This is a genomic window from Rahnella victoriana, from assembly GCF_004330295.1.
GTDB lineage: Bacteria > Pseudomonadota > Gammaproteobacteria > Enterobacterales > Enterobacteriaceae > Rahnella > Rahnella victoriana.
Window position 1 is genome coordinate 1 of sequence record NZ_SJOJ01000020.1, and the last position, 16814, is coordinate 16814.

Here is a 16814-nt window from a genome sequence, read left to right on the forward strand (position 1 = left end):
GCTCCCTCCCCTGCGAAGGGGAGGGCTGGGGTGGGGTATTAAGGTAAAAGTGAGTGCTGAAGTGTGCGCGGGTTGGGGTATTGGAGTGGTCTGCTAAACCCCCTCCCTGCCACCCGCTTCGCAGGGGGAGGAGCTGAAAACCCTAAGCTGACTCCCGAATCACCAGCCGGTAACCCATATCGACAATCGGTTCTTCAACCGCGATGCCTTCAATTTTATCCGCCAGCATATCCGCTGCACGGATGCCTAAATCCCATTTTTCGACGCTGACGGTGGTTATCGCCGGGCGGTTATGGGCGGCAAAGTTCAGGTCCGCGAAACCGATCACCGAGAAATCCTCCGGTACGCGCAAACCCTGTGCCTCTGCCTCCATGATCGCGCCCTGTGCCAGCGTGTCGGAACTGCAAATGATGGCGTCGAAAGGTGCGCCGGTGGCAAGCAGTTGCCTGAGGGCGTGGCGTCCGACTTCCATGTTCGCCGGACGGGAGACGATCACTTCTTTAATGTCGTGTCCGGAGATCGTCCGCAATACGCTGATGGCGCCGTTTTTCCGCACCATGGCGCGGCGGTCCGATGCACAGATGAAACCAAAACGCGTAAAGCCTTTATCGCGAAAATAGTCACCGATGGCATTGCCGACTTTTTCGTGTGAGAAACCAATCAGCATATCAATCGGCGTGGGCGTTAAATCCCAGATCTCCACCACCGGAATATTGGCGTTGAGGATGATGCGTTTCAGTTCCGAGGTGTGATGAATCCCGGTCAGCACAATGCCATCGGGGCGGCGGGAAAGCAGGGTGGAGACGATGTCGGTTTCATCTTCCGGCTCATAGCCGACAATGCATAACAGCATGTGATAGCCGCGGGCGGCGAGCTGGTCGCTGATGGCCTGCACGGTATCGACAAACATGTTGTTGTTGATCTGCGGGACCACCACGGCGATGAGTTTGGTGCGGCTGGTTGCCAGTCCGCCTGCCAGCATATTCGGGATATAACCGGTGCTGCTGACCGCTTCCATCACGCGGGCAATGGTGGCCGGACGCACGACTTTGGGATTGTTCAGCGCACGGCTGACGGTCATCGGGGAGAGACCGGCGGCCTGTGCGACATCTTCGAGCGTGGCCGTACGGGAACGGCCTTTATGATTTTTTATTTTAGTATTCAAAACGTTAACCACGGCATTCTGGCGTCATAAGGGGAATGTTTGCGCAAACATTGTTAGTTTCTCATATTGTCCCCTGTCTGGGTAAGTGTAAATGTTAACTTCTTGTTGCGGGGCTCACCTTCGCCACTTATTTATTCGCGCGAATTATTTGCCCAAAACGTGAAGGGAGTCATAGCCAATGGTCAAGGAGAGACGATTTCTATAAGTTCGAAATTATCCTGTCCAAAAGTGTTGCCGTATACTCCTCTCAGGCAGAGACAATGGGTCATCTTCATGTATTTGCTCTGAGCACATTCTCACAGGTGAAGGAACAACCGTTGCCTGAGCTGCAATTTATCGGGATATGAGGGTTTCAACATGGAAAAGAAAGTCATCTATTTGTTTTGTTCCGCCGGAATGTCCACCTCCCTGCTGGTTTCTAAAATGAAAGTGCAGGCTGAGAAATATGAAGTGCCGGTCATTATTGAAGCATTTCCTGAAACACTGGCCGCTGAAAAAGGCGCGGCTGCCGATGTGATCCTGCTGGGGCCGCAAATTGCCTACATGCTGGATGAAATTAAAAAAGTGTTACCGGGCAAACCGGTAGAAGTGATTGATTCTGGCCTGTACGGCAAAATTGATGGACTTGGTGTATTGAAAGCGGCAGTCGCGGCGATCAAAAAAGCAGCAGCGCAGTGAATTAACGTTTAGCGTCAACTTTTGCATTACCCATTTTTTGTATTTTTATGTCAAAGAGAAATCCAGTCAAAGAGCGAATTTCATCCCTGGCCGCCGGAAGGCGGCATTAAAGGAAAATGCCCATGAGCAAAGCTATTGATTCACTTGAAAAGATACTTCTTCCTTTTGCTGTCAGAATAGGCAAACAGCCTCATATTAATGCCATCAAAAATGGCTTTATTAAATTAATGCCGCTGACCCTTGCGGGCGCCATGTTCGTTTTAATTAATAACGTATTCCTGAACTTTGGTGCCGGTTCTTTCTTTTATTCCTTAGGCGTGCGTTTAGATCCGTCTACCATCGAAACCCTCGCGGGTTTAAAAACCATCGGCATCAATGTTTATAACGGTACGCTGGGGATTATGTCGCTGATGGCACCGTTCTTTATCGGCATGGCATTAGCGGAAGAACGTAAAGTCGATTCGCTTTCCGCCGGTTTATTAGCCGTGGCGGCCTTTATGACCGTGACACCATACAGCGTCGGTGAAGCTTATGCGGTTGGCGCAAACTGGCTGGGCGGAGCGAATATTATTTCCGGTATGGTCATCGGTCTGGTGGTCGCGGAGATGTTCACCTTTGTTATCCGCCGGAACTGGGTAATTACCTTGCCCGCCAGCGTGCCTTCTTCTGTTTCCCGTTCCTTCTCGGCATTAATTCCCGGCTTTATTATTCTGTTTATCTTCGGGGTTATTTCCTGGTTACTCGGATTATATGGCCACAACTTCCACCAGATTATTATGGATTCTATTTCCAAACCTCTGGCGGCCATGGGCAGCGTCGTCGGCTGGGCGTATGTGATTTTCAACTCCCTGCTGTGGTTCTTCGGTGTGCACGGTTCTCTGGCGCTGACGGCGCTCGATAACGGCATCATGACGCCGTGGGCGCTGGAAAATATCGCGCTGTATACCGAATACGGTTCAGTCAGTGCAGCGATTGATGCGGGGAAAACCTTCCACTTCTGGGCCAAACCGATGCTGGATTCCTATATCCTGCTGGGCGGTTCCGGTGCGACCCTCGGGCTTATCATCGCCATCTTTATCGCCTCACGCCGTGCCGATCACCGTCAGGTGGCGAAGCTGGCACTGCCGTCTGGCATCTTCCAGATTAACGAACCGATCCTGTTTGGTCTGCCGATTATCATGAACCCGGTGATGTTTATCCCGTTTGTGCTGGTTCAGCCGATTCTGGCGGCGATCACCCTGGCGGCTTACAGCATGGGCATCATCCCGCCGGTCACCAACCTGGCACCCTGGACCATGCCGACCGGCCTCGGTGCGTTCTTTAACAGTAACGGCAGTATTGCGGCACTGCTGGTCGCGTTGTTCAACCTCGGCATCGCCACGCTGGTCTATATGCCATTCGTCATCTTGTCTAACAAGGCGCAGGCGATTATTGAGGAAGAAGAAAGCGAAGAAGATATTGCGGCTGCACTGAAATTCTAATCTGAAATCCGCTGTGGGAAGGGCGAACCTTCCCACGCTGAGCGGCTCATCATGGAGAGATAAAGATGTTTGATTTAGAGAACATTGTTGCGACGGAAGAAGAACTGCAGGGGCTGGAAGAAGTGGTGATGGGGTTAATCATTAACTCCGGCGAAGCCCGCAGCCTGGCGTATGTCGCGCTGAAAAAAGCCAAAGAGGGCGATTTTGAGCAGGCGCGCGCGGTGATGGCGCAGTCCAAAATGGCGCTGAATGAGGCGCATCTGATCCAGACTCAGCTGATCGAAGGCGACGCAGGCGAAGGGAAAACCAAAGTCAGTCTGGTGCTGGTGCACGCGCAGGATCATCTAATGACGTCGATGCTGGCCCGTGAACTGATAGCGGAACTCATTGAGCTTCATGAAAAAATAAAATAACGTAGGAAGCCATGATGCAGCCACCGGTACTGAGTATGGAAATTAAGACAGCGCGCGAAAATCAACTCTTCGACGGTCAGAATTTCCATATGTTTATCTACAACAAGGTAGAGAGCATTTCGGGACTGCATGAACATGATTACTACGAATTTACTGTCGTACTGACGGGCCGGTATTACCAGAGCGTGAACGGTAAACGGGTATTGCTTGAACGCGGCGATTTTGTGTTTATTCCGTTAGGGTCAAACCATCAAAGTTTTTATGAGTTTGGTCCGACGCGCATATTAAATGTCGGGATCAGCAAAGCGTTTTTCGAACAGCATTATTTATCGTTATTGCCTTCACGGTTTGTGGCGTCGCAGGTTTATCAGGTCAAAACGGAATTTCTGACTTATATCGAGTCGGTGATTGCCTCGCTTAATTTCCGCAACGGGGAATTTAACGAGTTTCTGGAAGTGGTGACGTTTTATATTGTGAACCGTCTGCGTCATCACCGCGAAACTGAAGTGACCACTGATATTCCGGGCTGGCTTAAAACCACCGTGGAGAAGATGCACGATAAGGCGCAGTTTGGTGATAAAGCCTTGTCGAATATGGTGGCGCTTTCCGGTAAATCGCAGGAATATCTGACCCGCGCCACGCAACGTCATTACGGCAAAACACCGATGCAAATCATCAATGAAATTCGCATTGATTTTGCCCGCAAACAGCTGGAGATCACCAATTACTCGGTCACGGATATTGCGTTTGATTCCGGATACAGCAGCCCGAGTATGTTTATTAAAAACTTTAAGAAGCTGACTTCTTTTACCCCGAATCATTACCGGAAGAAGTTGTGCAGCATTAATTAACCCGATTTATTCAATTATCTGTTTTTAATTTACAGTGCATTATTATTGCACGGGAGTTCCTATGTCTCAGAAACTGAAAGTCGTTACTATTGGTGGCGGAAGCAGCTACACCCCGGAATTACTTGAAGGCTTTATTAAGCGTTATAACGAATTACCCATCACGGAATTATGGCTGGTGGATGTTGAAGCCGGGAAAGAGAAACAGGACATCATTTTCAATCTTTGCCAGCGCATGGTGGAACGTGCAGGCGTGCCGATTGTGATGCATAAAACGCTGGATCGCCGTGAAGCACTGGCCGGTGCCGATTTTGTCACCACCCAGTTGCGTGTCGGTCAGCTGAAAGCGCGTGAACTGGACGAACGTATTCCGCTCAGCCACGGTTATCTCGGGCAGGAAACCAACGGTGCAGGCGGCCTGTTCAAGGGGCTGCGGACGATCCCGGTGATTTTTGACATCATCAAAGACGTCGAAGAAATCTGCCCGGACGCCTGGGTGATTAACTTCACCAACCCGGCCGGAATGGTGACGGAAGCGGTGTTCCGCCACACCAAATTCAAGAAATTCATCGGCGTGTGCAATATTCCTGTCGGCATGAAAATGTTTATTCAGGATGTGCTGAAACTGACGCCGCAGGACGACTTGTCCATCGACCTGTTTGGTCTGAACCACATGGTCTTCATCAAAGATGTGCTGGTCAACGGTGAATCTCGCTTTGCTGAGCTGCTCGACGGCGTTGCGTCCGGCACCCTGACCGCCGGTTCGGTGAAAAATATCTTTGATCTGCCGTTCAGCGAAGGCCTGATCCGCTCCCTGAATCTGCTGCCGTGCTCCTATCTGCTGTACTACTTTAAGCAGAAAGAGATGCTGGCGATTGAAATGGGTGAGTTCTATAAAGGCGGCGCGCGTGCCACCGTGGTACAGAAAGTCGAAAAACAGCTGTTCGATCTGTATAAAAACCCTGATCTGAACGTCAAACCGAAAGAGCTGGAACTGCGCGGCGGGGCGTATTATTCCGACGCGGCCTGCGAAGTGATCAGCGCGATTTATAACGACAAACAAACCGAGCAGTACGTCAACTTCCCGCACAACGGCCATATTGATAACATTCCGGCGGACTGGGCGGTGGAAATGACCTGTACCATCGGGCGCGACGGCGCGAAACCGCATCCGCGCATCACGCATTTTGACGAAAAAGTGCTGGGCCTGATTTACACCATCAAAGGCTTCGAAGTCGCCGCCAGCGAGGCGGCACTGAGCGGCAAGCTGAATGACGTGCTGCTGGCCATGAATCTCAGCCCGCTGATCCATTCCGATAAAGATGCTGAAATTCTGGCGCGTGAAATGCTGCTGGCGCATGAAAAGTTGCTGCCGAATTTTGCAGAAACCATCGCCACACTGAAATAACCTGATGGCCTTCCCGGTGACGGGAAGGTTTTCACAGGGAGGCTTATGGATAAATTACTGATCGTGAACGCCGATGATTTCGGGCTGTGCAAGGCGCAGAACTACGGGATTATCGAGGCGTTTAACCACGGTGTCGTGACTTCCACCACCGCGATGGTCAACATGGCCGCCGTGGAGCACGCGGCGCTGCTCAGCGCGGCGGCGCCTGAACTGGCGGTGGGCATGCATTTTGTTCTGACGCTCGGTCGCCCGCTGTCGCCGATGCCGGGACTGGTCCGGGACGGTGAACTGGGCAAATGGATCTGGGAAATGGCGGAGCAGGGCACGCTGCTGCTGGATGAAATCGCCCGGGAGCTGCAATGCCAGTTTGACCGTTTCGTGGCGGTGTTTGGCCGCCCGCCGACGCATCTCGACAGCCATCATCACGTGCATATGTTCCCGCAGATTTTCCCCATCGTCGAGGCGTTCGCGAAACAGAAAGGCATCCCGGTGCGTATCGATCGCGATGAAATTCGCAGGGGCGAAATCACGCTGTGCGGCGCGAAAAGTACCGAGGGTTTTGACAGCACGTTTTATGGCGAGGCGATTTCAGAGCAACTGTTTCTGCACACCCTCGACCACGCCACACAGCGCGGTGACCGGACGCTTGAAATCATGACCCATCCGGCGTTTATCGATAACACCCTGCTGGCGAGCAAATACTGCTATCCGCGACTGGCGGAACTGGATGTCCTGACCTCGGCTTCGCTCAAAACGGCGATAGCTGAACGGGGTTTCCGGCTGGGATCGTTTCAGGATTTATAAGTGCCCTAACGTGTGACGGTCTATGCTGCCAATAAAAACAGCGCCGGAATGGCGCTGTTTTGCGTTAACTCGCGTAAACAGGGGGAGAATTTACGACGGTTTCTTTTTCGCTTTAGGCTTCGCCGCCGCCACAACCTTCACGGCTTTGGCCGCAGGGGCTGGCTCTTTGGCACTGGTGGCCTCGATGAATTTATCGTAATACTCACGGGACAACCTGCGGATCGCGCTACCGATGTTGGCATAGTCATATTCATTGAGGTTAGCCAGCGACACGCGCCATGACGGATGCGGTGTACCAAACCCTTTGCCCGGCAGCAGAATAACGCCGGTTTCCTGCGCCAGACGGAACAGCACCTGATTCGGTTTTATTCTTGGCAGCATCCACTTCACGAAGTCGGCACCGTACATCTGGGCCGACAGTTCTTCCATGTCCAGCAGATGGTAGTAGCGTACCGAGTTGTTATCCACGGGCATCGGCAATCCGAGTTCGCGGTACAACGCCTCTTTGCGGCGCAGCACGATGCGCTTCATTTCAGCTTTGTAGGCACCCGGTTCATCCATCAGGCAGAAGAGGGAGAACAGCGTCATCTGCGCCTGCACCGGCGTGGAAAGCCCGGCGGTATGGTTCAGCGCCACGGTACGGCTGTCGGCGACCAGACGGTCAATAAACTTCAGTTTGCGCGGTTCGGTCGTAATCGATGCGTAACGATGGTCCAGCTGTTTTTTCTTGGCTGCAGGCAACGTAGAGATAATTTCATCAATAATATTGTCTTCATGCGTCGCCACCACGCCCATACGCCAGCCCGTTGCACCAAAGTATTTGGAGAACGAATACACCAGAATGGTGTTGTACGGACAGATGGCAAACAGTGACACGAAGTTGTCGGCAAACGTGGCGTAAACGTCATCGGTAAGGATGATCAGATCCGGGCGTTTTTTCACGATTTCTGCAATATAACGCAGGCTCTCGTCATCAATTTTCACCGACGGCGGGTTGCTCGGGTTCACCAGGAAGAACGCTTTCACCTTCGGATCCAGCAGCTTGTCCAGTTCGGCCTTGGTGTACTGCCATTTATTGGATTGCGGCGCATCGATGTGAATGGTCTTCAGGTTGTAATCGCTGAGCTCAGGGATTTCGATATACGGCGTGAAGATCGGCATCCCGAGGGCAATGGTGTCGCCTTCATTGATGACGTGGTTGGCTTTCAGGCTGGCGAACAGATAGGTCATGGCCGCTGTGCCGCCTTCCAGCGCATACATATCGAACTTGCCGACGAACGGATAGTTACCGACCATTTCATTGTGGATGTACTTACCGACAATGACTTCGGTCATCTTCAGCATGCGGTCCGGTACCGGATAGTTACAGCCTAAAATGGCTTCACACATCTCGTAGATGAAATCGCCCGCATCAAGCCCCATCTGGTCGCGTACGTAGGAAACGGCGGCTTCGATAAAGCGCACGCCGGGGACCGTTTCGTGCTGTTTGGCAAATAATTCGAATCTTGCCTCAATGCCTTCGCGTTTCGGGAAGCCGCCGACATGATCCATATACATGTACGAGCGTTCGGCTTCGGTCATCGCGAATAAGCCAAACTGAAAAAAGCCGTGGCGTGGGGTGGTTGCAAGGAAATTGGGATTACCGCGGCCAGCATTCAACATCAACTGATTACTTTGGGCAGCCTGATGCATCAGTGCATCTTTCAGTTCAAACGGGCTTAACAGCGCAAGCTTTTCGGGGTCGTCAAAATTCATGTCACTACTCCTTGCTGTATCATTAAGAATGCAATTTGCCCGCCCGGTTTGCCCGGGACCGGCGATTCACAGGACAGTACTTCGCTATACAAATGCCACGACCAGCGGCCCCAGCAAGGTTAAAAATACGTTGGCCAGTGCATAGGTGATGGCAAACGGAACGGTGGGAATGGTGTTCTCGGCTTTATCCAGCACTTCACCAAATGCCGGGTTGGCGCTGCGTGTCCCGCTGAGCGCACCGGCAAAAATCGCGGTGTTGTTGTAGCGCAGCACATAGCGACCAAACAGCATGGTCAGCACTAACGGCAGGATGGTGACGACGACGCCGATGATCAGGATTTTCAGCCCCTGACTTTCGACGGTTTGCACCGCCTGCAGCCCGGAGGAAATACCGACGACCACCACAAACGCCGCCAGACCTAAGTCTTTCAGGATCTGCACTGCGCCGGATGGCATGTAGCCGAAGGACTGACGACGGGAACGGAACCAGCCAAACAGCAGGCCGGATAACAACGCACCGCCGCCGCTGCCCAGAGTCAGCGGAATGGAGCCGATTTTTGCGGTAAGCATGCCGACCAGTAAGCCGACGACCAGACCCGCGCCCATATACACAAAGTCTGTTTTTGCGCTCGGGACAATGGCGTGACCGGCTTTATCCACGACGCGTTTTACATCATTTTCAGCACCAAACACCGTGACCACGTCTCCCAGCATGATCAGGGTTTCCGCTTCCAGTGGCAGCGCTTTGCCCTGACGGGAAATCTGCGACACGTAAACACCGTGACGCACATCTTTCGCCATAGCCTCACGGATATCACCAAAGGTGCGTTTGTCGAGCGCCTTATTGGTGATGACCACTTCCCGTTTCTGCATGGTGAGTTCCATGCCTTCTTCGTCCTGCAACTCTTTGCCCAGATGCCCGGAAATCGCGACGATGGCAGAGCGACGTCCCACCACCAGCACGATATCGTCGGCCTGCAACGGCATATCCGGCGTGGGTTCCATGATTTGCTTGCCACGTTTCACACGCTCAATAGTGACCGGGATATCGGTAGATTGTTCAAGGGTTTGTATGGTGTCTGCGGTAGTGGACGGCAGTTTAAAAATACGACCCACCAGATCAGGTGCCGCCGCTTCCTGACCCACTCCATAAACGCGAACCCCGGTTTGCAGGGCATTTTCTGCCTTCAGCGCATCTTCTTTGATCGTGCGGCCCATGAATTTCGGCAGCAGGTTCACACACACCAGGATCGCGCCGAACGACCCGAATACATAAGTCACGGCATAACCAATGGCGACGTTGCCTTGCAAACGGGTGACCTCAGCAGGTGCCAGCCCGAGTTTGGCAATGGCATCACCCGCAGTACCGATGATGGCGGATTGTGTCAGCGCACCAGCGGCAACGCCTGCGGCCAGACCTTTGTCCAGATCAAACCATTTCGCTAGCACCACCACGGTGAGCAAACCGGTGATGGCCAGCACTGCCGCCAGAATGATCTCTTTGATGGATTGTTTGCCTAAAGAACGGAAGAAATCCGGTCCGCTCTCATAACCTACGGCGTAGATAAACAGGGCGAACATCACTGATTTCACCCCGTTATCGATTTCGACGCCGACCTGACTGACTAATACCGCCACCAGCAGCGAGCCCGCGACGCCACCCAGCTGAAACTTACCAAACTTGATTTTGCCAATGTAATAGCCCGCCGCGATTGAGAAGAACAACGCTATCTCGGGGGATTTTTGGAACAATTCGTGTAACCAGTTCATGTGCGTACCTCAGTTACAGGGATGAAAAAATGAACGACTAAAGAGGCTGAAGTGAACTGGCCAGCCCGACAATTAACGGCCCCATCAGGGGCAGAACAACGTTGGAAATCGCGTAAGTAATGGTGTAACCCAGCAACGGTGTAGAATTTCCACACGCATTCTGTATGGCGCTCAGTGCGGGCGTGCTGCACTGTTGTCCGGCAATCGCACCCAGTAACACCGGCGCGCGGAGCTTAAGCCAAAAATGACCGACGACCAGCGAGACAGACGCCGGAATAATCGCGATAGCCACGCCGAGCAGGGGCAGCGTGATGCCATATTGCATGATGAGGGAGAGCGCCTGCGGGCCGGATGACAGCCCGACACCGGCGATAAATCCGGCCAGCCCGAGGTCTTTGAGCAACGTCAGGGCATCGGCATTGACCGAATGCAAATCAGCGCGGCGGGCGTGATACCAGCCCATCACCAGTCCGACGATCAGCACACCGCCGCCGGTCCCTGCGGAGAAATCAATGCCGCCAATGTTCAGCTTGAAGCTGCCCAGCCAGGTGCCGAGTGCAATCACCAGACCGACGATGGCCAGATTACTGGCCAGCTTATCGGGCATCATTTTGCCGATTTTGCTCAGAGCCGGCGCCGCAATCGGGGCACGGCCAGGGTTGGCATCATAAATTTGCAGCACGTCATGAACTTGCAGCCGGGTGGCGGGGAGCGCCGGTAACATGGCGTCTCCGCGCAGAACGGCAGCCACATGTACCCCGGTGGGCAATTCCAGTTCGCGCAGTTCACGGTTGGACATCGCGGGTTCGAGCACGATGACATGGTAAGTGTCGAGTGCGGCGGCGATGTTGGTATCGGCGACTTCGGTGCCTAAAATGGCCGCCATTTCAATGACCGTTCCGCGATATCCCACCAGCAGAACCTGATCGCCTCTGCGGAGCCGTAGGGAAGGAGAGAGCGTCAGCGTGCGGCCATGACGCTGAACGCGCACGATGCTGCTTTCCTGCCCCAGCCGTTGCTGGAGTTCTGCGACAGTGTGACCCGCTCCTGCATCAAGCCGGTAGACGCGCCCCACCACGGTAGGTACGGCGGAGATGCCTTCTGTATCGACCTGTCCGCCCATTTCTACCCACAATTTTTCAGCGTCCACGCGCAGATTGGTGCGTAAAAGCAGCGGGAAAATCTGGCTGGTAACGATAACAATGGTGATCAGACCGCAGATATAGGTGATGGAGTAGGCGGTGACCACGTTGCCTTGCAGACGAATAATCTCGCTGGCAGGAAGGTCAAGGCGCGAAATCGCATCGGTTGCGGTACCGACGACCGCAGATTCCGTCGCTGCGCCGGCCATCATGCCCGCTGCCGTGCCCGGGTCCAGATGCATAACGACGGTGGCGGTTAAAACCAGACCGAGCACCACCACCACCTCAATCAGACAAAACAGGCCTAACTGGATATTTTTGGCATTCAGGTTGGCAAAGAATTGCGGACCGCCGCTGTAACCCAGCGCAAAGATGAACAGCATGAAAAATACGTTTTTGATGTCAGTATCGACGGGGATATTGAGCTGACCAATGACTAATGCGGCAATCAATGTTCCGCACACGCCGCCGAGCTGGATCGGCCCCAGACGAATTTGACCAATGGCATAACCCAATGTTAATGCCAGAAAAATCGCCAGGCCGGGCACGGTTTGTAACGTCTGTGTGATGAAACTGATCAGGTTGCCAGACATTGAAAATCCCTGGGTGATGAGTTGATCCAGACTGAAGAAGGCGGTTGAACCTTCCGGTGAAAAAATTGTTAATGAAATGTATTTTCGTTGCCTTAACGAAATATAGCAGAGGTCTGAGTAATAGAAAGAAAGTCGTTAAATCAAATCAGAAGGATGAAATAGGGTTAACTAATGAGAGGGACTTTGAGGGAATTTGCAGTAATTTTTAAAACGCCCGACGTCATATCGGGCGCTAATTTTTAGTCAGTCACTCAGGATCAGAACGAGAAACACGAACACCCTAATGCGCCCCAGAAGGCATTGTCATCGGACACCGGGACATCGGAGCCGCGGGCAATATCATGGCTGTGTTTGTGCACGCCACACGGGCCGACGCACTGATGTCCCTGACGCACTAACCCGACGCGGGCGGCACCCTGTGGCGGCGCGGAGCGGTAATGCCCCGGCACGGTGGTGACCGGCGACCAGTCCGGCAGCACCGGAATAGCAGGCGGTGCCAGCGGCGAGAAACTGCCTGCGGCGTAGACCACTTTGCCATCCACCACGGTCATTACCGATTCGATACCCTTGATCCGTTCTTCCTGCACGCTGAAGAAATCTTCGGACAGCACCGCCAGATCCGCCAGCTGACCGGCTTTGATTTGCCCCTTTTTGCCCTGCTCGCTGGAGAACCAGGAGCTGCCCTGCGTCCACAACATCAGCGCCGTTTCGCGGTCGATACGGGCGTCATCATCGTACATTGCCATACCGCCGACCGTACGGCCGGAAACCAGCCAGTACAGCGCGGTCCACGGGTTGTAACTGGCGACGCGGGTGGCATCCGTACCCAGACCAACCGGCACACCGGCGGACAACATTTTCGCCACCGGCGGCGTATGTTTGGTGGCTTCGATGCCGTAGCGGTCAGCGAAATATTCCCCCTGAAACGCCATGCGATGCTGCACCGCGATACCGCCGCCCAGCGCTTTCACGCGCTCGATATTGCGTTCGGTGATGGTTTCCGCATGGTCAAAGAACCAGTGCAACCCGTTGAACGGAATATCCTGATTCACTTTCTCAAAGACATCCAGCATGCGGCTGATCGACTCGTCATAGGTGGCATGCAGGCGGAACGGCCAGCGGTGTTCCACCAGATGTCGCACCACGCGCTCGAGTTCGACTTCCGTTCCCGGCGGTAAATCCGGACGCGGTTGCAGGAAGTCTTCAAAGTCAGCGGCAGAAAACACCAGCATTTCGCCTGCGCCGTTGTGACGATAAAAATCGGTGCCCTGACCGGGTTTCAGCATGTCGGTCCACAGTTCGAAATCTTCCAGTTCATGCTGCGGACGCTGGGTAAACAGGTTGTAGGCGATACGCACGGTCAGCTGATTTTTCTGATGAAGTTCATCGATGATCTGATAATCCTCAGGATAGTTCTGGAAGCCGCCGCCCGCGTCGATGGCGCTGGTCAGGCCGAGACGGTTCAGTTCGCGCATAAACTGGCGGGTGGAGTTCACCTGCTGTTCCAGCGGCAGTTTCGGGCCTTTCGCCAGCGTGGAGTAGAGAATCATCGCGTTAGGTTTGGCGATCAGCATGCCGGTCGGATTGCCGTTGCTGTCGCGCTGAATTTCACCGCCCGGCGGATTCGGCGTGTCTTTGGTGTAACCGACCACTTTCAGCGCCGCGCGGTTGAGCAGGGCACGATCGTATAAGTGCAGGATAAATACCGGCGTGTCCGGCGCGGCCTGATTAATTTCATCCAGCGTCGGCATACGGCGTTCGGCAAACTGAAACTCTGTCCAGCCCCCCACCACGCGCACCCACTGCGGGCTTGGCGTGCGCAGCGCCTGTTCTTTCAGCATCCGTAAGGCATCGGCCAGCGAAGGGACGCCTTCCCAGCGCAGTTCCAGATTGTAATTCAGACCGCCACGGATCAGATGCAGGTGCGAGTCGTTCAGGCCGGGAATGGCCGTATGACCCTGTAAATCCACCACCTGCGTCTGCGCATCGGCAAACTGCATCACTTCATTTTCAGTACCGACTGCCAGAAATTTGCCGTCTTTGATGGCGACGGCATTGGCCAGTGGTTTTTCTCTGTCAACGGTATGAAATTTACCATTAAGCAGGATCAGGGAAGCAAAACTTGTCATCGGAAAAGCTCCTGTTATTGCGCTGAAACGCGCGTAAGCCATGAATGGAAAACTCGTGTAACGACCGGCATCCAGAGGAAAACCACCAGCCCGACCACGGAGGCGTCATTGAGTAAATGACCGCCTTCGGTGCCTCTGAGCTGTGGCAAAATCTGCCCCCAAAACCAGGGCACAATATGGGTAGAGGGATAAATGACGCCCAATGTCAGCAGATACTGTTTCCAGCGGGCTGGCGGACGGACACTGGCATTGGGCGGGGTGAACCAGAATTCGGCACCGGGGCGCACTTCGGTGTTGTCGTTTTGCAGCAGCAGCGGGCTGACTTCCGCCACCAGCTGTTTGCGCAGGTCCGAGTTATGCCAGGCGTTAAGATTTTCCAGCGTGTCGAAACGCACCAGAATGGTATAGGGATCGCCGCTGCGGCTCGGGCGGATGACGTTGACGCCCAGATGTCCCGGAAACGTACCGGCCTGCGGCATAATTTTATTCAGCCAGGCTTCGTACTCCGCCTCGCTCGCAGGCGCAATTTTATGCGTAATCACAAGCGTGACATGTTGATTGTGGGTCTGGGACGCGGACATACATCACCTCAGCTGATTTAAGAGAAAGATTTATCGAATCAATGAAATGATGTTAGTCGGCGGGTTGAATCAATGATAGGTGAGAATTTTGGCGTTCTTGTTAAGATTTTTTGTTAATCACTCGCCGCCCACGACGCGCAGGCTGCGCTGCTTCAATACGCGGTGCAGATTCGACTCCAGCCAGTCTGCCAGCCCGGCGACCTGATCTTTCACTTCGATGCCCAGCGGCGTCAGGCAGTATTCCACATGCGGTGGCACAACCGGATAAGAACGGCGGTCAATAAACCCGTCTTCTTCCAGTGACTGTAACGTCTGCGCCAGCATCTTTTCACTGACGCCGCCGACCTTACGGCGTAACTCACTGAAACGCAGGGTATCGTCACTGAGGGCGATCAGGATCAGCAAACCCCAGCGGCTGGTGATATGGCGCAGGATCTCACGCGACGGGCAGTTGGGATCCAGCACTTCGCCGCGACGGATTTGCTCGGAAAGGGGTAAACGTCCGGTGGAGGATTCAGCGGGAATTATTTTCATACTAACCTTTTGGTGCGTACTTACGAAAAGTAAGTATATCGCATAGGATGTGTTCACGGCGACGCATTTTGCGCCATTCTGAACATAAACTTTGTATGACAATAAACGTTGTGTTGAACACTTTTGGAGAAATCATATGATCGCCATTACCGGTGCTACCGGCCAGTTAGGCCGCCTTGTTATTGCCGCACTTCTGAAAAAAGTGCCTGCTCATCAGATTATTGCGGCGGTGCGTAATCCGCAAAAAGCGCAGGATCTGGCCGATCTGGGTGTGGATGTGCGTCAGGCCGATTACAGCCAGCCTGCGACGCTGGAAGCCGCCTTCAACGGCGTGGAGAAACTGCTGCTGATTTCTTCCAGTGAAGTGGGGCAGCGTGAAGCGCAGCACAACGCGGTCATTGCGGCGGCGAAACGTGCAGGCGTAACACTTCTGGCGTACACCAGCCTGCTGCATGCAGATAAAAGTCCGCTGGGTCTGGGTGTTGAACACCGCGCGACGGAAAAAGCGTTAAGTGAATCCGGCATTCCTTTTGTGCTGCTGCGTAACGGCTGGTACACCGAAAACTATGCGGCGAGCATCGCCCCTGCCCTGGCGCATAACGCCTTTATCGGTGCGGTCGGCGAAGGAAAAATCTCTTCCGCCGCGCGTCAGGATTACGCTGAGGCAGCCGCGGCGGTGCTGACACAACATGATCAGGCCGGGAAAATTTACGAGCTGGCGGGTGACGAGGCTTATACGCTGACGGAGTTCACGGCGGAAATTGCACGTCAGTCAGGTAAGAAAGTGGATTACATCAATCTGCCGGAAGCGGAGTTCGCTAAAGCGTTGCTCGGTGCCGGTTTACCGGAAGGGCTGGCGACTATGCTGGCGGATTCTGATGCGGGTGCAGAGAAAGGCGGTCTGTTTGATGATTCTCATACATTGAGCAAACTGATTGGTCGCCCGACCACGCCGTTCAAAGACGTGATTGCCGCGACGCTGAAATCGCTTTAACCGCAAGGTGATTGTGCTCCGGCCTGTTAACAATATGATTAACAGGCCGGTAACCTATTTAAATCACATCATCCTGCGTGGAAAGCAACACCAGTTCCAGCAAGTTACGGCAACCCTGCTGATTACTGACATTGGTGTCCTGTTCAAGCTGTCTTACCAGACCTTCAATAATGGCCTTATTGCTCACCGGATAACGGCTGTGTAAAAGCCCTGAGACAAGGGTCCCGAGGATTTCAACTTCACTTAGCGTGGGCGTCTCACGGACTTTGAGATAATCACTGATTTCTGTAACTGTTTGTTCTGCTTCGAGTTGCATGTAGACCTCCTTAAACTGTTCAGCGGTTTTTTTTACCGGCTGAAAAGTGCCTATTGCCAGTCAGAAAAGAGAGTATTGTGAAGTTTTTCTTCACAATGTCCGCCCCGGACTCATCAGATCGTTTCGCGATAAAACCTGAAAACGCCAGCCATGAAAAAAACCTTTGGAAGAAGGGAAATCTACTTTCCTTCCAAAGGTCAGGC

Annotated in this window: 15 protein-coding genes; 7 read left to right on the plus strand and 8 right to left on the minus strand. The window is 53.6% G+C overall.

Annotation, left to right across the window (positions count from 1 at the left end; translation table 11 throughout):
• Nucleotides 1–142 precede the first annotated feature (142 nt).
• Nucleotides 143–1177, minus strand: a complete 1035-nt coding sequence (locus EYY67_RS16805) for a LacI family DNA-binding transcriptional regulator (protein WP_131693918.1) — start codon at nt 1175–1177, stop codon at nt 143–145.
• A 345-nt stretch (nt 1178–1522) separates the two neighbouring features.
• On the opposite strand from EYY67_RS16805, the gene EYY67_RS16810 reads away from it, so the two are divergent.
• The 6 genes from EYY67_RS16810 (at nt 1523) to chbG (ending at nt 6797) form a co-directional block, all read left to right on the plus strand.
• Entirely contained in the window at nt 1523–1843 is a 321-nt protein-coding gene (locus EYY67_RS16810) for a PTS sugar transporter subunit IIB (RefSeq protein ID WP_095925347.1), read from the plus strand.
• Between the two features lie 122 nt (nt 1844–1965).
• On the plus strand, nt 1966–3324 hold the full coding sequence (chbC, locus tag EYY67_RS16815; RefSeq protein WP_095925346.1) for a PTS N,N'-diacetylchitobiose transporter subunit IIC: 1359 nt from the start codon (nt 1966–1968) through the stop codon (nt 3322–3324).
• A 65-nt stretch (nt 3325–3389) separates the two neighbouring features.
• Complete coding sequence (gene chbA, locus EYY67_RS16820; RefSeq protein ID WP_095925345.1) at nt 3390–3737, plus strand: PTS N,N'-diacetylchitobiose transporter subunit IIA; 348 nt, start codon at nt 3390–3392, stop codon at nt 3735–3737.
• A gap of 11 nt (nt 3738–3748) precedes the next feature.
• On the plus strand, nt 3749–4588 hold the full coding sequence (chbR, locus tag EYY67_RS16825; protein ID WP_095925344.1) for a transcriptional regulator ChbR: 840 nt from the start codon (nt 3749–3751) through the stop codon (nt 4586–4588).
• Nucleotides 4589–4649: 61 nt separating this feature from the next.
• A complete protein-coding gene (locus tag EYY67_RS16830) occupies nt 4650–5993 on the plus strand; it encodes a 6-phospho-beta-glucosidase (RefSeq protein WP_095925343.1) in 1344 nt (447 codons plus the stop codon).
• A 45-nt stretch (nt 5994–6038) separates the two neighbouring features.
• The gene (gene chbG / locus EYY67_RS16835; RefSeq protein WP_131693919.1) at nt 6039–6797 is read left to right on the plus strand and encodes a chitin disaccharide deacetylase; all 759 of its coding nucleotides are present in this window, start codon (nt 6039–6041) and stop codon (nt 6795–6797) included.
• Between the two features lie 90 nt (nt 6798–6887).
• On the opposite strand, the gene EYY67_RS16840 is transcribed toward chbG, so the two are convergent.
• The 6 genes from EYY67_RS16840 to EYY67_RS16865 all read right to left on the minus strand — a co-directional run bounded on the left by EYY67_RS16840 (nt 6888) and on the right by EYY67_RS16865 (nt 15301).
• Nucleotides 6888–8552: a bifunctional aspartate transaminase/aspartate 4-decarboxylase gene (locus EYY67_RS16840; RefSeq protein ID WP_131693920.1), complete on the minus strand. Its 1665-nt coding sequence runs from the start codon at nt 8550–8552 to the stop codon at nt 6888–6890.
• 84 nt (nt 8553–8636) lie between these two features.
• A complete protein-coding gene (aspT, locus tag EYY67_RS16845; protein WP_095925340.1) occupies nt 8637–10322 on the minus strand; it encodes an aspartate-alanine antiporter in 1686 nt (561 codons plus the stop codon).
• A gap of 37 nt (nt 10323–10359) precedes the next feature.
• Nucleotides 10360–12057, minus strand: a complete 1698-nt coding sequence (gene aspT / locus EYY67_RS16850) for an aspartate-alanine antiporter (protein WP_095925339.1) — start codon at nt 12055–12057, stop codon at nt 10360–10362.
• A gap of 257 nt (nt 12058–12314) precedes the next feature.
• Entirely contained in the window at nt 12315–14186 is a 1872-nt protein-coding gene (locus EYY67_RS16855; RefSeq protein WP_131693921.1) for an amidohydrolase, read from the minus strand.
• Between the two features lie 14 nt (nt 14187–14200).
• The gene (locus EYY67_RS16860; RefSeq protein ID WP_095925337.1) at nt 14201–14767 is read right to left on the minus strand and encodes an antibiotic biosynthesis monooxygenase; all 567 of its coding nucleotides are present in this window, start codon (nt 14765–14767) and stop codon (nt 14201–14203) included.
• A gap of 117 nt (nt 14768–14884) precedes the next feature.
• On the minus strand, nt 14885–15301 hold the full coding sequence (locus tag EYY67_RS16865; RefSeq protein ID WP_095925336.1) for a winged helix-turn-helix transcriptional regulator: 417 nt from the start codon (nt 15299–15301) through the stop codon (nt 14885–14887).
• A gap of 136 nt (nt 15302–15437) precedes the next feature.
• Between EYY67_RS16865 and EYY67_RS16870 the strand changes: the two genes are divergently transcribed.
• Nucleotides 15438–16295 carry an SDR family oxidoreductase gene (locus EYY67_RS16870; protein ID WP_131693922.1) on the plus strand — a complete coding sequence of 286 codons (858 nt, stop codon included), beginning with the start codon at nt 15438–15440 and terminating at the stop codon, nt 16293–16295.
• A 58-nt stretch (nt 16296–16353) separates the two neighbouring features.
• On the opposite strand, the gene EYY67_RS16875 is transcribed toward EYY67_RS16870, so the two are convergent.
• Nucleotides 16354–16611 carry a biofilm/acid-resistance regulator YmgB/AriR gene (locus EYY67_RS16875; RefSeq protein ID WP_095925334.1) on the minus strand — a complete coding sequence of 86 codons (258 nt, stop codon included), beginning with the start codon at nt 16609–16611 and terminating at the stop codon, nt 16354–16356.
• Nucleotides 16612–16814: the final 203 nt, after the last annotated feature.

What these genes read in the sequence shown, in the direction of transcription:
- EYY67_RS16810 (WP_095925347.1), top strand. Translation starts at nt 1,523, where the DNA reads ATGGAAAAGAAAGTCATCTATTTGTTTTGTTCCGCCGGAATGTCCACC.
- chbC (WP_095925346.1), top strand. Translation starts at nt 1,966, where the DNA reads ATGAGCAAAGCTATTGATTCACTTGAAAAGATACTTCTTCCTTTTGCT.
- chbA (WP_095925345.1), top strand. Translation starts at nt 3,390, where the DNA reads ATGTTTGATTTAGAGAACATTGTTGCGACGGAAGAAGAACTGCAGGGG.
- chbR (WP_095925344.1), top strand. Translation starts at nt 3,749, where the DNA reads ATGATGCAGCCACCGGTACTGAGTATGGAAATTAAGACAGCGCGCGAA.
- EYY67_RS16830 (WP_095925343.1), top strand. Translation starts at nt 4,650, where the DNA reads ATGTCTCAGAAACTGAAAGTCGTTACTATTGGTGGCGGAAGCAGCTAC.
- chbG (WP_131693919.1), top strand. Translation starts at nt 6,039, where the DNA reads ATGGATAAATTACTGATCGTGAACGCCGATGATTTCGGGCTGTGCAAG.
- EYY67_RS16840 (WP_131693920.1), bottom strand. Translation starts at nt 8,552, where the DNA reads ATGAATTTTGACGACCCCGAAAAGCTTGCGCTGTTAAGCCCGTTTGAA.
- aspT (WP_095925340.1), bottom strand. Translation starts at nt 10,322, where the DNA reads ATGAACTGGTTACACGAATTGTTCCAAAAATCCCCCGAGATAGCGTTG.
- aspT (WP_095925339.1), bottom strand. Translation starts at nt 12,057, where the DNA reads ATGTCTGGCAACCTGATCAGTTTCATCACACAGACGTTACAAACCGTG.
- EYY67_RS16855 (WP_131693921.1), bottom strand. Translation starts at nt 14,186, where the DNA reads ATGACAAGTTTTGCTTCCCTGATCCTGCTTAATGGTAAATTTCATACC.
- EYY67_RS16860 (WP_095925337.1), bottom strand. Translation starts at nt 14,767, where the DNA reads ATGTCCGCGTCCCAGACCCACAATCAACATGTCACGCTTGTGATTACG.
- EYY67_RS16865 (WP_095925336.1), bottom strand. Translation starts at nt 15,301, where the DNA reads ATGAAAATAATTCCCGCTGAATCCTCCACCGGACGTTTACCCCTTTCC.
- EYY67_RS16870 (WP_131693922.1), top strand. Translation starts at nt 15,438, where the DNA reads ATGATCGCCATTACCGGTGCTACCGGCCAGTTAGGCCGCCTTGTTATT.
- EYY67_RS16875 (WP_095925334.1), bottom strand. Translation starts at nt 16,611, where the DNA reads ATGCAACTCGAAGCAGAACAAACAGTTACAGAAATCAGTGATTATCTC.